Origin of the sequence: Kamptonema sp. PCC 6506, assembly GCF_000180455.1 — a bacterium.
In the GTDB taxonomy this organism is placed as follows: Bacteria; Cyanobacteriota; Cyanobacteriia; order Cyanobacteriales; family Microcoleaceae; genus Kamptonema; species Kamptonema formosum.
The window spans coordinates 17,046-36,452 of sequence record NZ_CACA01000330.1; the positions used below are offsets into that span (position 1 = coordinate 17,046).

Sequence of the window (19,407 nt, forward strand, 5' to 3'; positions counted from 1 at the left end):
TGTTAACAATACATAACATTAAGCCATTTGCCGAGCCATCAATTGAGCAAATAATCCCGGTTTTTCTATCAACTCCTCAAACTTACCACTTTGTACCACTTGACCAGCCTCAATCACATAAATGCAATCTGCATTACGAATAGTAGTCAAGCGATGAGCTACCACAATTCGCGTTACATCTAACTGTTCCAAACTAGCACTAACAATTGCTTGTGTCCTATTATCCAAAGCGCTAGTTGCCTCATCAAAAATCAAAATTTTGGGTTTCAGTACCAACGAACGAGCAATTAACAAACGTTGTCGCTGTCCCCCTGATAAATTAGTACCGCCTTCAGAAATCACAGTGTGCATTCCCATCGGCATATTTTCAATATCCTCTCCTAACCCAGCCATTTTTGCCGCTGTCCAAGCTTCATCCATAGTCACTAATGCACCGCCAGAAATATTTTCAAACATAGATGCACTATTAATCCGACCGTTTTGTAACACCACTCCTAACTGACGGCGAATTGCAGAAATATCTAGACCATCTAAATCTTGACCGTCATAATAAATTGTTCCATCTTCCGGCGTTTCAAATCCTAAAAGTAACCGAATAATCGTAGATTTTCCGCTACCTGACGGGCCAACAAGGGCAATAAATTCTCCAGCTTTAGCTTCAACTGTCACCTGATCGAGTGTGAGCATACCATCCGGGCGGTAGCGGAATGTCACCCGGTCTAATTTCACCCCTCCATTTAGCCTACCGGGATCTGTTTTATTCAGATCGATTTCCGGTTCTGCTTCTAAAATCGGTTTTGCCCGTTCCCACAGCACCGTTATTTCCAATATCTTAATAATCGTATTACTAAGGCTAGTAGTCCCCGTAATAAAAATCGCAAAAGCGCTATTAAATGCCAGAAATGTACCAGTAGAAAGCGTACCTTTTCCTTGTACAATCAAATTAACTGCTAAGAAATAGAGGAGCATCGAACTTAAAGTTGGTAAAACTGTATTGAAGATCGCGACTATATCCTCAAGCACTTCTGTACTCAACATTAACTGAAGTTGCTCTGTGTATTTTCTCGTCCAGTAAGCAAAGGCACGGTTCTCGGCTCCTGCTACTCTAAGTTTAGAAACACCTCCGATTAACTCCACCGTTAATCCAAAAATTTCCCCTTCTAATTCTTGCAAAGGACGCATTGTTCGCTGAGTGAGCAGTCCTGAGATTAATGTCACCATCACACTGAGGACACCAACTCCCACAGCTATGAAAGCTAAACTGCTACTGTAAACAAATAGTAATCCCAAATTTAACAGAGAGAAGAAACTATGAAACAGAGTTCCCAAGACAGTACCGGTGAGAATTTGCCGAATTTGGGTAATAGCTGAAACTCGCGATTGCAAGTCCCCGGTTGAATATTGGCGGAAAAAAGAAACTCGTAGTTTCAGTAACCGATCCCAAAAAGCGGTTTGCAAGGCTGAATTAGAAAGACTTTGAGTTCTTAAAGTGACAAATCCTTCCGCTAACTCAAATATAGTTTTGCCAAAACTGGTGGCTAGCAAAGCCAGTCCAATTTGCCATAGTAGCCCGCGATCGGCATCAGGAATTGCGTTATCAACTAGAATGGCAGTAGCTTGGGGAATAACCATTCCTAACAGAGTGGCAATCACTCCAGCAAGAATGAGAATTGCGATATCTCGTTGCAGACCCTTGGTGGCAAACTTGATAATTTCTAAAGAGTTAAGAGTTTGTTCTGGAAAGGGTCGATAAAAAGTATAGGCAACGGGATCTAGTTCCTCAAGAATTTCTGAGGTTAAAGGTAGACGTTGCTGTTGAGTTGGATCGAAAACCTCATATTTGCCTCCTGGTACCGGCAATAAGGCAACCGGTCGTTTATCGGCCTCCATATAGCCTAAAATAGCCCCGCAGTCTTGCCGCCACCAGCGGTCTTCAAGTAGCACTCGCCGATAACGAATTCGGGAAGCACGAGCAATAGCTTCTAAGGGGTTTTTGAGGCGCTCTAAATTTTCTGAACGGGCGGGAGGACGAATTTCTATGCCCATAGCTCGACCAACTGCCCCAGCAGCGATTAATAAGGGGGTTCCTTCCTGAAAAAATTCTACGGTTTTGGGTTTGAGAATTGATACTAACTTAGTAATTGCACCTTGGGTACTTTGTTGGTTGAGGCGTTGACGCTCTTGAAATATGGCAAATTTAGCATTAATTTCTTGGTTCTCTAGTTGCTCTAAGTGGTAAAGAAAGTCACTGTGGAGTTGAGAGAGAAAAGGAGTAATCTGGACTCGATCTTTGAGCGTGTCGATCGGTTTGAAGGGAATATTAGTGCCTGTAAATACAGAGGTCAGGTGACTATTCCAAGTCTCTAGGATCTGTCGGCAAGTTTCTCGTTCGTCATCAACTTGAGACTCTGCAAGTTGAATTATCTCAGTCATGCTTGACTCAATTAATGTCGCTTCTTCAACGGCAACTGCTATAATTTGATAGGGCGTTTCCCCAGCTTTTACCACTCCAAATAGGGCATTACCAGCACAGACACTAAATAAGTAGCGACGGGCTCCGGTGGGAACTTTATCAACAACTGTTACAGCAAATATCGCTAGCGTTCCCGACTGAATTAGCCAGACGATATTAGAATTATCTAAAACCAGAGGGTCATTTCCTTTGACAACTTTTTGTGAGGCTTGAGCTGTTGTTATATCGTTGTTGATTCCCATCTTCTTGTCTATCCAATTTTAGGAATGCTGTCTCAATGTTAGTCTATTGGCTCTCATCCTACCCTCATCAGCGCCAAGTTTAGATGAAGAGTGTCACAAAACTTTTATTTCTAAGTAATTCAGGAATTATCATATTTCAAATCAAAAGTCAAGAGTCGATCTAAAATCAAAGTCCACCAGAAGCTGAGCTATTGGCGATCCACTACTGTACCGATCGCTCTTCTAGAGCTAATGACTACGTAAAAATTACAAAACTGTAATCAAACTTCGGGTCAAGTTGTAATCTAGGGATTGCTTAATCAAGCTATTCTAAGTTGCAGTCATAGGAGCGCGTAGAGTATGGATAGCAAGAGCGAAAAAGTCTTAGAACTGGCAAAAAGTGAAGTAGATACCACCTTCACTCAAGAGCAAGTTGCAGAAATGCTGGTAGTGGCGATCGCGCGGAGCCAAATAGTATTTGAAGAGGGAGAATTCAGTGAAGATGAACTAGAAGCCGTCGCTTAAAGAAACTTAGCCAAATTAAATGATTTCTTAAATAACGCCAGTGAGAACAGAATAAAACTGATGACTCTTTCTATGTTATACTCACTGGCAAATTGAGTTTTAGCAATTGCAAATCTTGGGAAAATGTCTCTATCCCTTCGCACCGACATCCTCACCCGTTATGGCGCAACTCCCTTAGAAATAGAGGAATTACTCGCCTACAATGACAATGTGTTCGCACCGCTTGAATTTGACTCTTTGCCTACCTTTCCCCTTTTACCTGAATCATATCTGACAGCGTGGGAAACTTACCTAACTGAAGCAGAGCAGGAGGGGGTATTTACCACTTTACGATCGAAACTCGTACAGTTACAATTTCCCATACTCGCTGGTATCAGTGAAATAGAAAATTATCGGTTAGCAACTCGGAAGGGTTATTCTACAGTGGCGATGGCGGAAGCAACAGGGTTAGTCTTACAACAGCCAGAAACATTAAAGTTGATTCTCCATGAAAGTTTGGCGGGCAAAATTCCGATTTTAATTGCGGGATGCCGCGAAGATTTTGTCAGCTTGGTGCAAGCACTTATCCATCGCAATGAACCTCAACCTATTCCTAACTCAATGGGTGCTGTGATGGTAGCAGGATACAACAATTGGGATCGCGTTCGTACTTATCGCACCCAGTGGGAATCTCAACAAATGCAAATGATAACAGAGGCAGCATGGCAAGCTGAGTTCAAGAAGTTAATTCCCCAAAAAGATCGCTATCAAGATCGGTTTATTGTTTTGAGTCCAGGGGGTTATAGTGGATTGGCAGCCTCAGATATGGGAATGAGTGAATCAGAGTGGTTGCCTATCTCTCTTACGATTCGTTTGGAACATGAATGTACTCACTATTTTACGCGCCGACTTTTAGGTTCAATGCGGAATAATTTAATGGATGAGTTAATTGCAGATTATCGAGGTATTATTGCTGCTAATAATGGTAAATATCGGGCTGATTGGTTTTTGCAGTTTTTAGGATTAGAAGCTTATCCAGAATATCGACAAGGTGGCCGGATGGAAAACTATCGCGGTGAACCGCCTTTGTCTATGGGAGCTTTTCAAGTATTGCACGCTTTAGTCAAAGATGCGGCCGAGAATTTAGAAAAATTTCACACAAATCATCTAGAGGAGTTATCAAGTGTTGTCAATCAAGGGAAGTTTTTAATCGCCTTAACTCGTTTAACATTGGAAGAATTAGCAAATACAGAAAGCACGGTTTTATCTGAGTTGGTAATTGGTAATTGGTAATTGGTAATTGGTAATTGGTAATTGGTAATTGCTAATTGCTAATTGCCCATCTTCCCCATCTTCCCCATCTTCCCCATCTCCCCCATCCTCCCCTGCTCCCCCGCTCCCCCTCTTTCCCTAGTCCCTAGCCCCTAGCCCCTAGCCCCTTCTTCTATTTCCTGAAACAGAACAACCAGCTTAAATACAAGCTGGTCTGCAAAAATATTTAAATCCGTTGTGTTCTCAGAAGGAGGAAACCCAAACTGCGCCTTCCCAAGCTTGCAGGGGGTTATGAAGACCTTTGTCTTCCCTCTCAAGTAATAGTTTAACAAAAAAATTGCATATATATAACAAATTGTTAAGCCTGTGTTCGGTTTAATTGACAGCCAAAGCCATCAAACCCTAAGTGCAGCCTTAGCCAAGGCTTGCTGCGGACGACCCCAAATAATTCGCTCTTGCTTATAAACTACCATCCCAGGTTTGGCACCCTTGGGCTTATAAACATACTTCGGTTCAGTATAAACCACTGGTACTTGTTCGCTCTGACGCGCGCGACTGTAGTAAGCGGCCAAATTAGCTGCAAATTGCAAATCGGCTTCCTCAGCCGCAGTACCCGGTTCTAGGCGCAGCAATCCGTGACTCCCTGGAATCTCTTGGGTATGAAACCACAGGTCATAATCTCCAGCAATGCGGAAAGTTAATAAATCATTCTGGCGATTATTGCGACCAATTAATAATTCAAAACCACTGGGCGTTTTATAGCGATAGAAATCGGGCCCTTGTTCCTTAGCGGCGCGGGCTTCTTGTCCCGCCCGCAAGCGATTACCGGGATCTTCGAGATATTTCTGCTGAATTAACTCGTCGCGAATTTCTTCTAAAGTCTGCAAATCTTCGGAGTTATGGTAGCTTTCTAAATGTGAAAGAGCGGCTTCTACTTGCTCTAAATAATCTATTTCTTCCTGTACGGCTGCTAACAGGGGTTCTACTGCTATACGAGCGCGTTTAAGCTTTTGGTGACGTTTATAAAGGGCTTGGGCGTTTTGGACGGCGTTTTTTTCGGGGTCAAGAGGAATGGTAGCTGGTTCCCCAGTTTCAAAGTCGGGGAGGGTAATAGTTTTCATCCCCGGTTGCCATTCGTGCAGGTTGGCCATTAATAAATCTGCTTGCAATTTGTCAGCATCAGCACGAGCAGATTGTTGTAAACGTTCTTTAAAGGTATTAGCTTTGAGGCGTAATTTGGCTAAGAGGCTGCTGAGTTTCTGTTTTAATTGATGGCTCAGTTGCGCGAATACTTGTTGATTTAACTCTGTTGTGTAGTAGGTATTGAGTAATTTTTGTACAGATTCAACAGCCGATTTCCCATTCAGAGATTGCCGACTATTCCAGTCGATGACAGTGTAGCCTTGGGGCGTAAAACTAGGCTGAAAGTTGGATTTTTCTAAGGCTTGGAGCCATTGTTGCCAACAATTGTATAATTGTTGCCAATCTTCAGGACTGAGATTTAAGGTAGATTGGTCGGGGTCTAAACCGGCGGCTGCGATCGCAGACATGACCAATGCTGAACTTAATCCGCGATAATTTTTAAGTAAGTTCCGCCGCAATTGTCCGGGAACTAGGCTGATGCGTTGTTGCCATCGCTCTATAGGTTCGCTTAAACTGGGTACAGCATCGGTGAGGGAGGGCGGAAGTTCGTAAGGTTGACCTGTTTGGATGGGGCGGACGCTGGACTGTTGGGCGCTGACTTGGTGGGCGCAGGTGACGATCAGGTTGTCTTGAGTAGTGAGGATAACGTTGCTATATTTAGACATGATCTCGACGTAGAGATGCCAGAGGGCGGGTTCTCCGGGTCTGCGGGCAAATTGCAGGTCGATGACTCTTTCCCAAGGGGCGACTTGTGCGATCGCCACCAGTGCTAAACTTCCTAGTTGATGCCGCAGTTGTTGGCTAAAGGTGAAAGTATCGGGCGTGCGAGGCGGTGGTGAACCAATGCAGAGGCGAGCACCTTGAGGATGCCAGGAAATATCCAGCCAGCCGCGCCGATTTATAGTTCGCAGTGCTAAAGCTACAGTGTGGCGATCGCGCTGATATACTTGTTCCAGACGCGCCGGCAGCCAGTCTGAGCGCAGTTCGCAACAAGCAGCCATTAAAGTGGTAAAGTCAACTGGTTGCACGAGCAGCACCCTTTTTAGTCGTTAAATTACAGGTGTTGCAGTTCCCTACTGGCAAGCACAAGTTACATTTTAAGACTATTTCGAGCAAAAAAGCCAAAAAGCACTTGCAGAATTAAAAATTAAAAATTAAAAATTAAAAATTTCGCCCTTAAAAATTCATAAATTATGCTAAAAAATGCCGAAAACTGACAAAAACTAAAAAAGTCAGTTTTTGTCAGTTTCCGGCTTGTAACTCAAAATTTTTGTAGATATCATTAAAATTAAGAAATTACAGCTTCTTACACACTAGCGCCTTAGTTTTGCATGGATATTCAGCTAATTAATATCGGTTTTGGCAATATTGTGTCTGCAAACCGAGTGATTGCAATTGTCAGCCCTGAGTCTGCGCCAATCAAGCGTATCATTAGTGATGCGCGCGAACGGGGACAACTGATTGATGCTACTTACGGTAGGCGTACTAGAGCGGTAATTATTACAGATTCCAGTCATGTAATTTTGTCCGCAATTCAGCCGGAAACAGTTGCTCACAGATTCGTACTCCACAAAGATGGTCAAGGCAAGGATGATTAAGCAATGACGAATGGTAGATTGATTGTGTTGACAGGGCCTAGCGGGGTGGGAAAGGGGACTTTAGTGCGATCGCTCCTCCAACGCCACTCTCAACTGTATTTATCCGTATCGGTGACGACTCGCTCTCCGCGTGAAGGGGAAATTGAGGGGAAACACTACTATTTTGTCAGCCGCAGCAAGTTTCTACAAATGGTAGAGGCTGGGGAATTACTGGAGTGGGCTGAATTTGCAGGCAATTTGTATGGAACACCGATCGAGTCTGTAAAGCAGGGGATTCAAGAGGGAAAATTGGTAGTCTTAGAAATTGAGTTAGAAGGGGCGAGACAAATTAGAGATACTTTCCCAGAGGCGTTGCGGATTTTTATTTTACCGCCTTCCTGGGATGAGTTAGAGAGGCGCTTGCGGAGTCGGGGTCAAGATTCAGAGGATGCGATCGCCCGTCGTCTCCAACGCGCTAAAGAAGAAATAGATGCGGCTGGCGAGTTTGATTTCCAAGTAATTAATGATGATTTGCAAGGCACTTTAGAGCGTCTGGAATCTGTCTTATTTGTCCCCGTTTCATAATTTTACTAGCAACTATAGCTAGGGGCTAGGGGCTAGGGGCTAGGGGCTAGGGAAGAAGGGAAAAGCAATATCAGCCATTAGTAACTAGCAATAATCTCAGACAAATCAGGCTCCAGAAACCGGGTTTTTGAGAGGATCTGTGGATAAGGGCGAAGTATTTTAGTCAAAAAACCCGGTTTCTTTGGTTGGGTGCGTAAGTTCTGTTTATCTAACTTTAGTACGAGTCTGAGCCATTACATCTATTTCTTAAGATAGAAACAACCTAGATTTCCCCAGAATTGTGAAACAAAGTTTAAGGAGGCTTAGTCTTGCGTAAGAATGTGTAATTTCTAGGGGCAACTACTGTGAATTTAATTAGTAAAATTGTTCAAAACGCTTTAGCAACGGGCTATTTGACCCTAGAAGCTGAAGAAAATTTGCGTCACCTTTTGCAGATGACAAAGTACGGATTAGAAGACTTCGAGGCTTTTATTACTTTACAAGCAGAGGTAATTGAAGGTAGAGTCAAGCAAGAAGCGCGAGAGCTACTGCTATTAAACATAGCTACTGACCAGAGTTAGGAAAATCAATTAATGTCTGTCGATAAACATCGGGCAATCCCGTATCGAAACACTTGCCTTTCACAATATAACCTGCGATCCCCTCTTCCTGCCGCAATTTTTCCAGGCAAGACGTTAATTGAAATTCCCCTCCTTCCCGGAAATTTTGGTTAATGTGAGCTGCCAAATAATCAAAAATTTTAGGCTGAAGTACATACATACCAAAGATTGACAAAAACAGCTCATCTGCCATACCTTTTATATGAAGGTATTGCTGAGCGTACTCTATTTTCGGCTTTTCATAGAATTGAGTAACAGACAAAATAGAACCCTCTTTTTGCCAAACTCCAGTAGCACAACCGTAATGATGAATCATCTCCGATGGCGTAATTCTTAAACCAACAACACTCTGCTGTACCTGGGAGTAAATATCTAATAGCTGACGCGCACAACTTTCGCTTTCAGACGCATAAATGTGATCGCCCAAAAGCAGTAAAAATGGTTCGTCATTTACCCATTCTTTAGCACAAAACACAGCGTGTCCAAAGCCATCTTGACTGTCTTGGGTAAGAATCGTAATTCTTTCTCCTAAATCTTCTAGATATTTGCTATATTCCTGATTTTGTGGAGACAATTTTTGTAAAAGTTCTGGCTTGGGTGGCTTTTTAAATAAATCTTCAAAAATTTCGCGATCGCCTGGTTGTACGACAATTCCTACCTCTTCAATTCCCGCACTAATTGCTTCTTCAACAATTGCCAAAATTACAGGTTTAGCGCGACCATCCCGGTCTATAATGGGAAATAATTCCTTCTTTACAACCTTAGTACACGGAAACATTCGCGTACCAAACCCAGCCGCTGGAATTACTGCTTTACGAACTCTAGACTGAGAAGGAATTGTGAGCTTTAAACATTGCATCTGAGGGAAATCTCGCTCAATTATATCAATAACCCGCTGTTGACTCTCTTCATTTTTAACAATAAACTGTGCAGTACCATCTCCCTGCGAACCGACACCTTTACCGCCTAAAATATAAGGCTGAATAGCTGAATAATTTAGAAGTTCATGAAGTACGGGAGCCGTTAATTGCTGAGGACAAGCAGGAATTAAACATCTGTCAAATTCACTCTGGGAAATTTTCATCAATTCACCTATTTTTTCTGCCTCTCCATCTTGCAAAGCCGCAACTGCATCTAGAGTGATTTTAGAACTAATAGAACCGAGATATTCCTGCACATCTTTCTGTACCTGATTCACAGCCAATGGATAGCAATTATTTAAACTACCTAAGATTTCTTGAGTGTTTTTACTAGCAGCCAAATCTACAATTACAAAAAACAAATCTTTGGGAACTTTTACCTCATTTACCTCCATCCGTGTACCGTCAAAAATCATCAAAATTGGTCGATTTCCGTAAGCACAACCTTGATCCATACGCCCGCAACGAGAAGGAGTTAAAATCTCGCCTTGATAGGCCATCTCCATTTCTCCTCTCACCGTCATTTTCAAGTCGTATAAACGGTTAAAAGCACGAGCTACTAAAACACAAATTACCGCACTTGAAGACAAGCCTTTTTTAATAGGTAAATCTGTTAAATAATTATCAATTTCCAGTCCCTCGACGCGATAGTGAGTCAGAAATTGGTAAGCAACGCCAGCCGCATAACTGAAAAAGCCACCTTTTTCTGCTTCTGCCAGCAGACTAGCTCTATCCATAGACAGTGCAATTTCATCGAGCTTGGTACTATCATTTAATGTAGTCTTAATTATCAATTCGGTAGAATTAGGCTTAACTTCTGCATAAATTCCCTGATTTGTACTAGCAATTAGCGTGTAGCCTTTTTCTAAAGCAGGATTTACGTGGCGGTAGCCTCCAGCCCAATCGCTGTGCTCGCCAAACAGACAAAGGCGGCCTGGAACAAAAATTTTCACTGCTTACCTCTCTCGCGATCGCACAACCCAAAATATCGCATCATTTGCATCTATCTAAAGATATCTAATTAGAATATTTTACCCTCAATTGTGCCATTTTTATCTAAATTCTATCATCCTCTTGGTTGATGTAATCTATAGATAAAATTTGTTCCAATGATAGTGAGAATAATGAATGTAAGGAGCCGTTTCTATGCGTAAGTTAAACATCGGTCTATCTGAAGAGCAGCGTGGTGGCGTGGTTGAATTATTGAATCACGATCTTGCAGATGCTTATCTACTCTTAATCAAAACCAAAAAGTATCACTGGGATGTCGTCGGCCCTCAATTTCGTTCGCTACACCAGTTGTGGGAAGAACACTACCAAGCATTAACTATCAATATTGACGCACTAGCGGAACGAGTGAGAACTTTAGGCGGTTATCCAATTGGTACTGCTGAAGGATTTCTGAAATATGCCTCGGTTAAAGAACATATTGGCGATTTGCCTTTAGCAACAGAAATGGTGGCGCGTTTAGTGGACGATCACGAGTTAGTTATCCGCAATCTTCGCAAGCATATTGATAGTTGCTCAGAAGAATTTAAGGATCAAGGAACTGCTGATTTCTTGACTGGTTTGATGGAACAGCACGAACAAATGGCCTGGATGCTACGTTCTTTTATAGAAGGAGAATCCCTCTCAGCGGATGGTCAGCAACCAAAAGCTCAAACTGCTACTGCTTCTCACGCCTAGAAATGGCGGGATCATTTCTTAGGGAATGAAGAAAATTAAATAATTGACTCTCATGTATGTAGTTGCGCTATCTTCACTAAAGCGCAACTACATATTATTATATGCAGTAATTATTTGATTTTCATTCCTATCTCTCTAGCAATCTATTTTTTAGTGCTTCTCAACAGAACGATAAAATGCACTAAAACTAGCAGAAACCACATTATCGAAGCTGATAGGGGCAAGCCAGGAAAGACCGGCAGGTTTTCTGTATGGGGTTGGCTCGTTTGCAGTTGATATTCAATTATTCTTTGCGGTTCTTGTTCTAAAGCCGTGTCGAAGTTTGACATAGCTTCGCTGAGTAAACGTGCTTGATTTCTTTGAGAGTCGTTCATGGCTCAAAACCTTTGTATGAATTAGCTTTGAGACAACTCTAGTTTTTGGTATAGGGTTGTCACCAGCCCAGATTGGAAAGATAATTAAGTTTCTGTTCTGTCCTTCACAATTAAAGCTAGAGTTAGGTAAGCTAGGGATATAAGTCAGGGCATAGTAGTACCCTCTCTGTACCTCCTGCTCAAGCAGCTATGAATCAACCGCGCAAATCTCGCAGCATCAAGCCAACTACAGAAGGCATCATTAAACTTAAACAAGCTCAAAATGATCCAGGTGATGATCGGGGCAGGTTGACTTATGAGAAGATTGCTGAGAATACTGGGATAAATGCCAAGACAATAGGGCGATTTTTTCAGGGTGAAAAGATTGATCGGGCTTATGCTCAAGTCATCTGCAACGCCTTAAATTTAAACATCAACGAAATCGTCGATCCGAAGGAGTGTAACCCACCAGACCCCGATAAACTTGAAATTAACTGGTCGCAAATCTGCCGCGACATCCTCACCGAACAGCAAAAAAAACAGCGACTCCGCCGCCAAGCAACGGAATTAGGATGTGAATTAAATGTCTATGTGCCACTAGGGTTATTGGAGCGCAAGCAACAGCAGCGACGCGATGAATCTGTGCCAAAAGATGATGTATATCAACTTAATCCGCAAGTTATTGTTAAAGAATATGAGAATCAGCAGTTTCTCACAGAGGTGATTCAAGGGGGAAATGACCAACGCCTTGCCATTATTGGTGAACCGGGTGCGGGTAAAACTACGCTGCTCGATAAGATTGCGAGTTGGATTGACAAGCATAATTTGGGGTTGCCGATTTGCATTCCCTTGGGTGGTTTGCAAGGTGAAACTTTAGCCGGGTATCTGTTGAAAATTTGGCTGAAACAAGCTGGCAAAATCGAAGCCACACAGGAGAATTTAGCCGCCTCCCTTGAGCAACAATTTCGGTCAGGTAAAGTCTGGTTGCTGTTAGATGCAGTGGATGAAATGGCGGCTGCTTCTCCCGCTGAGGCGTTAGCAAAAATTCGGGATGAACTTGTCGGATGGGTGGCTGAGGCGCGGGTGGTTTTGACTTGTCGCCTGAATGTTTGGGATGCTAGTGTTAATAATCCGCTACCTGGATTTAAAACCTATCGCACGTTGGAGTTTAAGCCTGAGAAAGTTGATAAGTTTATTAGGGATTGGTTTACAGAAGCGCACAAGAAATACCCATCTGATAACTGTTTGAGCAAAGGAAAAAAATTACTGAATAAATTAAAAGAATCCAACCGCACTAACATTTATAAATTAGTTAGAAATCCCCTGCGATTAGCGTTGTTGTGCCAGACGTTTTATTTAAGTCCTGATGAAGAGTTGCCGGAAACTCAGGCGATGCTCTACGAGCGGTTTATTCGCTACTTTTATGAGTGGAAACAAGAGAAACACTCGACAACAAGGGCACAGCGACAGCAGTTAAATCAAGTGCTGGGAGAATTGGCAAAGGCAGGAATTGAAAGTGAGAGCCGGTTTCGGTTAAGGGAAAGTTGGGCAATTCAGCTTATGGGGGAGTCTCAGTTTAAGTTAGCTGAGGAGTTAGGGTGGCTGAATTTGGTTGATAGAGATGCGAAAACGGATGAAGCGGTTTATGCCTTTTTTCATCCCACGTTTCAGGAGTATTTTGCGGCGAAGGCTATTGAGGATTGGCACTTTTTCTTGCATCATGTACCGGATAATCCGAAGTTGGGGAGTTATCGGATTTTTGAGCGGCGGTGGAAAGAGGTGATGTTGTTGTGGGTGGGGCGGAATGATGTTTTATTTGAGCAGAAGGAAGGGTTTATTAAGGCGTTGTTAGAGTTTGATGATGGATTTGAGGGTAAATTTTATTGGTATCGAGCTTATTTTCTAGCTGCTGCTGCAATTACTGAATTTAGGAACAGTAGCTTTGCTGATGAGATTGTACAGCAGATTATAGAATGGAGTTTTGGTTATCTCTATGAAAAATTAGGCTTGTATCAATTTCATTCTAGTATTATAGAGGGAGCTAGGGAAGCACTAACGGAAGCAGACTACCATAAAGCGGTGAAATTTATATTGCCATTACTAGATAGAAGTAAGTATCGGCATATCCGACATGAAGCGATCAAAACTTTAGGAGTAATCGGCACTGGTAATTGTGATGCAATTCAGGCATTGGATTGCATAATAGATGATGTCTCTGAAAATAACTGTTGTGTAGAAATAGCTTCTTGTAGTCTGGGTAAAATTACCACAGGAAATCTCAGATTAAAAGCCATTCAAAAAATCATGGATTTGATGAATATAGATCCTACTGGAACTGCCATTGATTATCTTAGTCAACTTGTTTTTGAGAGTTTAGATATTAATTTTGATGGCATAAATTTTATCGTAGAAAATATGGCTCAACATATAGAAAAAATTGATAGGCTATGTTCTTCTTTTCTTACTAACTGGTTAATCGCTAAGGCTTTTTTAAAGATAGCCCCAACTGACCACCCACAATACCCGTATGCTACTGACATTCAAAAAAGAACCGAGGCAGTGATTAATCAACTTAAAGATGGGGTAATAGATCTGCTTCCAAACGATCTTAACATCCTTGGCTTAGGCGATATAACAGAAAAAGATTTAGACTTGCAAATTATTAAAATATTATCTCATTTAAACTTAGTTTTACGTACAAACCAAGACAATAAAATTCAAGAGGTAGCTCGTGATTGCTTAGAATCAATATTATTAGGTCAACAAGTCTCAAATCAAACTATTTTTTTACCTTTAGTAATTCAAGGCTTAAAAGATTGCCCAGATTCTCGTATCCGCGAAAACTACAAAGTCGTCTGGCTTTGTGCCCAAAACTTACCTTACCTCACCTTCTATGAAGCATGGCATAATTCTTCCACCACCCTAACCAAATGACCCTCTACTGGCAAACTTTCCCTCAAACAGGAACCGAAAACGCGACAGCATTTAGCAATACCTTCCTCAAGGCTTTAAGTAAATTTGATGGCTTCATTTGTGCAGTGTGCGACGCAGCCGAAATTTCCTTACCCACCTTTTCACCTTCGCAGCCAAATTTAATCGCCAATATGGTAGGATGGATGAGGGAAAAGATGATGGAATCCTAGCACCAATTAAATCAATTCAGTTTCTATCTTGCTGAAGAGATTTCCCCTCTCAAAAAAGCCATAGCGATGATGAAACTGTAACAGTGGAAAAATTGGGTTTAAAATTTGTTTAAGTCCCCTTATTACCAACTAAAATTATGGGTACATCTGTTGCGGAAAAATTACACAAAATTGGCGAAGTCGCGGCCATTAGCGGCATATCTGTAAAAACTATTCGCTATTATGAAGAGATTGGTCTGTTAGCACCTACTGTCGAGCGTTCGGAATCACGTTATCGCCTGTTTGGGGAAGGGGTGCTGAATCGACTGACTTTCATCAAGCGATCGCAATCATCAAGCGATCGCTTTAATTGTTGGGCAGATTCCTGAGAACTTTGATAGAGTCGGGCATTTTCTAGGGAGATAGCAGCTTGAGCGCAAAGTAGATTGAGGATCTCGACGCGATCGCTTGTAAATACTCCCTTGGCTAAATTATTTTCTAGATATAAAATACCCAGTAACTTACCTTGATGCAAAATCGGGCTGCACAAAATACTCAAAGGCTGTTGACGGATAATATAGGGGTCATTAGCGAAGCTCGGATCGTTACTAGCATTAATCAAGACAACCGTTTGCTGGTTATGCTGCACTTTGTAAATCAGTTTCAGGGGAATTTCCTCACTTTCTTCCACAGGTATCTGTTGTAACACCACTGGTTCCGAACTTTCAGTAATTAACCCTTTGATCAGCAGACGATCGTCTCGTAACAGCATAAAGACACATTTATCAGCCCCTCCATTCTCAATAATAATAGAAAGCAATGATACCAGCAGTTTTTCCATTTCGATTTCCCCAGAGAGAGTTTGGGTAGCTTTGAGAATTGCTTTTAAATCTAGGGTATCTGAGAAACTGGTACTGCCGGATATAGCCGCACTTGTGGATGTCACAGTCCCCAAAGGAAAGATAGTTTCGTTATTGGAAATGAGCGAACAACTTTGCTGTAATATCGGGGCGAGTAATTGGGGATAGCGTTTTTCTAAATCAGCGACTTTGGCTTTGGCATCCCAACGGGCATAACCATAATATGCTTCAATCATGTATTCTTGGGCTATGCGCTGTTTCCCCCAGTCAAGGTAAAATTTTGCGGCTAGTTCGTTGGCGAGGGCTTCTTCTTGGATATAGTCGTTTTCTTTAGCACCGCAAATAGCGCGATCAAACAGTTCAATGGCTTCTGTTTTCTGTCCTGATAAAACGCTTAAGACTGCATTCACGAGATCGTACTTATGAGCAAAGTTTTCAGGACAGCTAGCTACCCATAGACTCAGTTGCACTTGGTTTGATTTAACTTTTTGGATGTAACTATTATTGTCTAAACCTAGAGAATGAGTTCGACAGTATTCTGCTAGAGCAATAGATTGATAGAAATTGATCGCTGCAACCTGATATTTTCCCGTAATTGTACCAACGAGATATTCAGCCCCCCGAGATGATTCCACTGCCTCCTCATAGCGCCCGTAAAAACATAAAATCTTAGTTTTTAGGAGCAAATAGTGACAAATTGCATAGTCGCTGTTGTTGATCCTACAGGCCTCAAGATGCTGCTGCTCAGTCGGAATATCCTCAGCAGGACTAGCTGTAAGTTCAGCAAGCCAAATGTTTAATCCAGAGATGACATCCACGGCAAGTTGATAGTTAAGTTTCTTGGCAGAAAACTCTAAATATTCAGGAAGATTTTGCTGAACTTCTAATACGCTGTCTCCTGCATAAAATGAATTGAGCAGCTTGTACATCAAAAGATTACCTGAGTAAACCATTTCTCCAGACTCTAGCCCAGCCACTAATCCTTCATCAAAAATAGGCATTGAGCAACGCAAGGGACGTACCCAGGAAAGAAGATTATTCCCAAGCATATAGCAAGCTTTGCATAGATTATCTGCTTGCCTGAATCGTTTGGCTAAACTTTCTGCAAGTACTCCATATTCATAGCCAGATTGATAGTCACTTTGATAATATCCCAGATACATTCCATAGGCTGAAAATCCGTTTCCTGATTCAGCTATCACGCCAAAGTTGAGAGATACTGAAACCATCGATAACGCGACGAAAAAGTATAGCTCTCCCTTCTGTAGAACATAAACGGGTACGATTAAATTATTCAGAATTTTGATAATTAGGCATTTCTCTGGATCGGTAGCCTCTGGTTCATCGACTAGCTGCTCTGGCTGGCGATTCGCTAATTTCAATTGAATCTCACGTTGGTAAGATTCTAGTTTCTCTGGTAAATCTATTTCTGATAAATCAAAATTCAAACAAGACAATGCCTTTTGTCCATAGTGAAGCGCTTGGAGATACTGACCTTGCAATGTGAACATCAGAATTGCAAGGTTAAACGCTTCAGCTCTTTCAATTTGTCGTCTCGCAAAGCTAGATATCGCTTTAATAATGGCTAGAGAAGAGTGAAAATCTCCAGACAAATACTTCACTTCTGCTAGATTGAAATAAACGTCTAAGGACTTTTCATAGCATTGCTGCCAACTATCTGGAGGTAATAAATGTTCAGCTACCGTAAAGTAGTTAACAGCAACCCCATAGGCAGTAGACTCTTTAGCCCTTCTCCCCGCAATACAGTTTAGGTGTAAAAGTTCTGAACGTTCTTCGTGACTTTGATGAAGTTCAAAGCCCTCATTTAAGTGATTGACGATGGCAAAAATTTTGCTGCCTTGTTCTTCTGGTGAAACATTAGCAAGCAGAAGTTTGCCAATTTGGAAGTGAGTTGCTTGTCTCCAAGTCTCAGGAATGAGAGAGTAAGCGGCTTGCTGCACTCGATCGTGCAAAAATCGATAAGTCGGATTTGCCGAAGCTTTGAAAACTCGATCGCTATCCGATTGAGTAAAGAATTTATAGACTTTTGTTTTCGGAATTATTAACCCTTCTTGCAATGCTTTCCATAAAGCTGTAGCCGTCTTTTCTGCCGATTTTTCACTCACAATTACCAAGGTATTCAAATCAAATTCAGCCCCAATACAAGCCGCTAACTTCAGAATTTCCTGAGTTTCTATCGACAATTTCTCTAATCGCAATGCCATAAACTCTACCACATCATCGGTGATTGCTAAGGCTTTAACTTGAGCAAGATCGCACTGCCAATGCTGAATATCCCAATTAAAACTTATTAACTTGTCATCGTGTAAAGCTTTGAGGAATTGCGTCGCAAAGAAAGGATTTCCTTGGGCTTTTTGATAGACTAATTTGCTTAAAGGTTGGGCAATAGATAATTCGCAATTCAGCGTATCTGCCACTAACTGATTCACCTCAGATTTTCCCAGTGGTGTCAAAGTAATTGTCTTCACTGTCGCCCCAGTTTTGACAATTTCATCTACTTTTAACATGAAGGGATGAACGGGAGAAACTTCATTATCCCGATAAGTTCCTAATATTAAGAGATATTCTGTATCTTGCATCAATAATTTCAGCAAGTTCAAGGAAGCGGAATCTGACCATTGCAAGTCATCTAAAAACATCACTAATGGATGCTCTTTACTGGTGAAAACTTGTACAAATTTGGGCAATAGTAAATTAAACCGATTTTGTGCAGCACTGCCTGATAATTCTGTCGCTGGTGGCTGTTTGCCAATGATGTTTTCTAATTCAGGAATTACGTTAATTAATACTTGTCCGTTATCTCCCACTGCTGCTAAAATTTTGGTTTTCCATGTTTGTAATTGCTCGTCTGATTCTGATAATAATTGTCCCATTAAATCGCGGAAGGCTTGCAGAAAGGCACTGAAGGGAATATTGCGATTAAATTGGTCATATTTGCCTTTGATAAAATAACCCTGTTGTCGAACAATGGGTTTATGGACTTCGTTGATAACTGCGGTTTTACCAATTCCCGAAAAACCAGCCACCAGAATTATTTCTGTTGCACCTTGACTGACTCTATCAAAGGCTTCTAGGAGGGTTTTAATTTCTGTGTCTCGTCCATAAAGTTGATCTGGAATGATGAAGCGATCGCACACATCCCTACTCGCAATCTCAAAGTTTCTAATTTCACCAGTTTCTTTTAACTGAGTTAAACATTTTTCTAAATCAAAATTCAATCCTAATGCACTCTGATATCTATCTTCCGCATTTTTTGCCATCAACTTGCTGACTATTTCTGAGAAGACAGGGGGAATTTGCGGATTAATTTCATGTACCAATGGCGGAAATTTGGCAAGATGGCAATGTACTAATTTCATTGCATCATTAGAGGCAAACGATAACTCACCTGTGAGTAATTCAAAGAAAGTTACACCCAGCGAGTAAAGATCTGTCCGGTAGTCAATCCCTCGGTTCATTCTCCCAGTTTGTTCTGGGGATATGTAAGCCAGCGTGCCTTCTAAGACATTTGGATGGATCGGGGTTTGGGTTTCTCTCGGTAGTAATGACGCAATGCTAAAATCAATTAATTTAACTTGTTTAGTGATGGGATTGATTAAGATATTGCTGGGTTTAATATCTTTATGGATAATGCGATTTTGATAAAGAACATCTAAAGCATTGCCGACGGCGATCGCTATCTGCAAAAATTCTGGCAGCGAGTCAGCAGATAACTTTTCTCCCACACGGAAATAATCCCGCAAAGAAATTCCCCCAAAGTCTTCCATTACCAAGGCATAACTATTTTGATATGGTTCTAGGGTATAGATTGGAACGATGAGGGGTGAATGGAGATTTTTAGAGATCGTATATTGATTGCGAAATTGTAACACTTCGCTAAAGCTGGGATAGGGATTTTTCAAGAATTTAATTACTACTGGTAAAGAATCTGCTTCCCTTTGCCCTCGATAAACAACCGTCCTCGAGCCGTTGTACAATTCCGTGTTAAGTTGATATCCACTTAGATTCATGGTGATTTTCTCTGATTTGCTGGGATAGTGATTTTTATTTGAGTGGCTGGATCAGAAATTC

General features: G+C 41.6%; 13 protein-coding genes and 1 pseudogene. 9 read left to right on the forward strand and 5 right to left on the reverse strand.

The features are described from left to right. Positions 1-18 precede the first annotated feature (18 nt). Entirely contained in the window at positions 19-2,715 is a 2,697-nt protein-coding gene (locus OSCI_RS22100; protein ID WP_007357384.1) for an NHLP bacteriocin export ABC transporter permease/ATPase subunit, read from the reverse strand. 339 nt (positions 2,716-3,054) lie between these two features. Here OSCI_RS22100 and OSCI_RS30905 point away from each other — a divergent pair, with 339 nt between their 5' ends. Both OSCI_RS30905 and OSCI_RS22105 read left to right on the forward strand, forming a co-directional pair. Then, positions 3,055-3,219 (forward strand): hypothetical protein, encoded by a 165-nt coding sequence (locus OSCI_RS30905; protein WP_007357385.1) that lies wholly within the window; start codon positions 3,055-3,057, stop codon positions 3,217-3,219. Between the two features lie 123 nt (positions 3,220-3,342). Beyond that, positions 3,343-4,491 (forward strand): DUF7005 family protein, encoded by a 1,149-nt coding sequence (locus OSCI_RS22105; protein WP_007357386.1) that lies wholly within the window; start codon positions 3,343-3,345, stop codon positions 4,489-4,491. Between the two features lie 374 nt (positions 4,492-4,865). Here OSCI_RS22105 and OSCI_RS22115 read toward each other — a convergent pair whose 3' ends face one another. Next, a complete protein-coding gene (locus tag OSCI_RS22115) occupies positions 4,866-6,641 on the reverse strand; it encodes an Rqc2 family fibronectin-binding protein (RefSeq protein ID WP_026103779.1) in 1,776 nt (591 codons plus the stop codon). Positions 6,642-6,944: 303 nt separating this feature from the next. On the opposite strand from OSCI_RS22115, the gene remA reads away from it, so the two are divergent. From remA to OSCI_RS22130, 3 genes are all read left to right on the forward strand, one after another. Continuing rightward, positions 6,945-7,211 (forward strand): extracellular matrix/biofilm regulator RemA, encoded by a 267-nt coding sequence (remA, locus tag OSCI_RS22120; RefSeq protein ID WP_007357388.1) that lies wholly within the window; start codon positions 6,945-6,947, stop codon positions 7,209-7,211. Between the two features lie 3 nt (positions 7,212-7,214). Beyond that, on the forward strand, positions 7,215-7,775 hold the full coding sequence (gene gmk, locus OSCI_RS22125; protein ID WP_007357389.1) for a guanylate kinase: 561 nt from the start codon (positions 7,215-7,217) through the stop codon (positions 7,773-7,775). Between the two features lie 344 nt (positions 7,776-8,119). Further along, complete coding sequence (locus OSCI_RS22130; RefSeq protein WP_007357390.1) at positions 8,120-8,335, forward strand: hypothetical protein; 216 nt, start codon at positions 8,120-8,122, stop codon at positions 8,333-8,335. Here OSCI_RS22130 and OSCI_RS32310 read toward each other — a convergent pair. Continuing rightward, positions 8,319-10,247, reverse strand: coding sequence for a sugar phosphate nucleotidyltransferase (locus OSCI_RS32310; RefSeq protein ID WP_007357391.1), 1,929 nt, complete (start codon positions 10,245-10,247; stop codon positions 8,319-8,321). The genes OSCI_RS22130 and OSCI_RS32310 overlap by 17 nt on opposite strands. Positions 10,248-10,440: 193 nt before the next feature. Here OSCI_RS32310 and OSCI_RS22140 point away from each other — a divergent pair, with 193 nt between their 5' ends. Beyond that, positions 10,441-10,980: a Dps family protein gene (locus tag OSCI_RS22140; RefSeq protein ID WP_007357392.1), complete on the forward strand. Its 540-nt coding sequence runs from the start codon at positions 10,441-10,443 to the stop codon at positions 10,978-10,980. A gap of 143 nt (positions 10,981-11,123) precedes the next feature. Here OSCI_RS22140 and OSCI_RS22145 read toward each other — a convergent pair whose 3' ends face one another. Further along, positions 11,124-11,354, reverse strand: coding sequence for a hypothetical protein (locus OSCI_RS22145; RefSeq protein ID WP_007357393.1), 231 nt, complete (start codon positions 11,352-11,354; stop codon positions 11,124-11,126). Positions 11,355-11,543: 189 nt separating this feature from the next. Between OSCI_RS22145 and OSCI_RS22150 the strand changes: the two genes are divergently transcribed. The 3 genes and pseudogenes from OSCI_RS22150 to OSCI_RS28750 all read left to right on the forward strand — a co-directional run. Then, positions 11,544-14,267, forward strand: a complete 2,724-nt coding sequence (locus OSCI_RS22150) for an NACHT domain-containing protein (protein WP_007357394.1) — start codon at positions 11,544-11,546, stop codon at positions 14,265-14,267. Next, positions 14,264-14,476 carry a hypothetical protein gene (locus OSCI_RS22155; RefSeq protein ID WP_007357395.1) on the forward strand — a complete coding sequence of 71 codons (213 nt, stop codon included), beginning with the start codon at positions 14,264-14,266 and terminating at the stop codon, positions 14,474-14,476. Before OSCI_RS22150 ends, OSCI_RS22155 begins: the two co-directional genes overlap by 4 nt. Positions 14,477-14,613: 137 nt before the next feature. Further along, positions 14,614-14,808 (forward strand): annotated as a pseudogene (locus OSCI_RS28750) (MerR family DNA-binding transcriptional regulator); the annotation flags it as partial. Here OSCI_RS28750 and OSCI_RS22160 read toward each other — a convergent pair. Next, positions 14,748-19,346 carry an ATP-binding protein gene (locus OSCI_RS22160; protein ID WP_007357396.1) on the reverse strand — a complete coding sequence of 1,533 codons (4,599 nt, stop codon included), beginning with the start codon at positions 19,344-19,346 and terminating at the stop codon, positions 14,748-14,750. The pseudogene OSCI_RS28750 and the gene OSCI_RS22160 overlap by 61 nt on opposite strands. Between the last annotated feature and the right edge of the window lie 61 nt (positions 19,347-19,407).

Bases quoted from the DNA above. Each gene is read 5' to 3' on its own strand.
- OSCI_RS22100 (WP_007357384.1), bottom strand. From the start codon at position 2,715: ATGGGAATCAACAACGATATAACAACAGCTCAAGCCTCACAAAAAGTT.
- OSCI_RS22155 (WP_007357395.1), top strand. From the start codon at position 14,264: ATGACCCTCTACTGGCAAACTTTCCCTCAAACAGGAACCGAAAACGCG.
- OSCI_RS22105 (WP_007357386.1), top strand. From the start codon at position 3,343: ATGTCTCTATCCCTTCGCACCGACATCCTCACCCGTTATGGCGCAACT.
- OSCI_RS22140 (WP_007357392.1), top strand. From the start codon at position 10,441: ATGCGTAAGTTAAACATCGGTCTATCTGAAGAGCAGCGTGGTGGCGTG.
- OSCI_RS22160 (WP_007357396.1), bottom strand. From the start codon at position 19,346: ATGAATCTAAGTGGATATCAACTTAACACGGAATTGTACAACGGCTCG.
- remA (WP_007357388.1), top strand. From the start codon at position 6,945: ATGGATATTCAGCTAATTAATATCGGTTTTGGCAATATTGTGTCTGCA.
- OSCI_RS30905 (WP_007357385.1), top strand. From the start codon at position 3,055: ATGGATAGCAAGAGCGAAAAAGTCTTAGAACTGGCAAAAAGTGAAGTA.
- OSCI_RS22150 (WP_007357394.1), top strand. From the start codon at position 11,544: ATGAATCAACCGCGCAAATCTCGCAGCATCAAGCCAACTACAGAAGGC.
- gmk (WP_007357389.1), top strand. From the start codon at position 7,215: ATGACGAATGGTAGATTGATTGTGTTGACAGGGCCTAGCGGGGTGGGA.
- OSCI_RS22145 (WP_007357393.1), bottom strand. From the start codon at position 11,354: ATGAACGACTCTCAAAGAAATCAAGCACGTTTACTCAGCGAAGCTATG.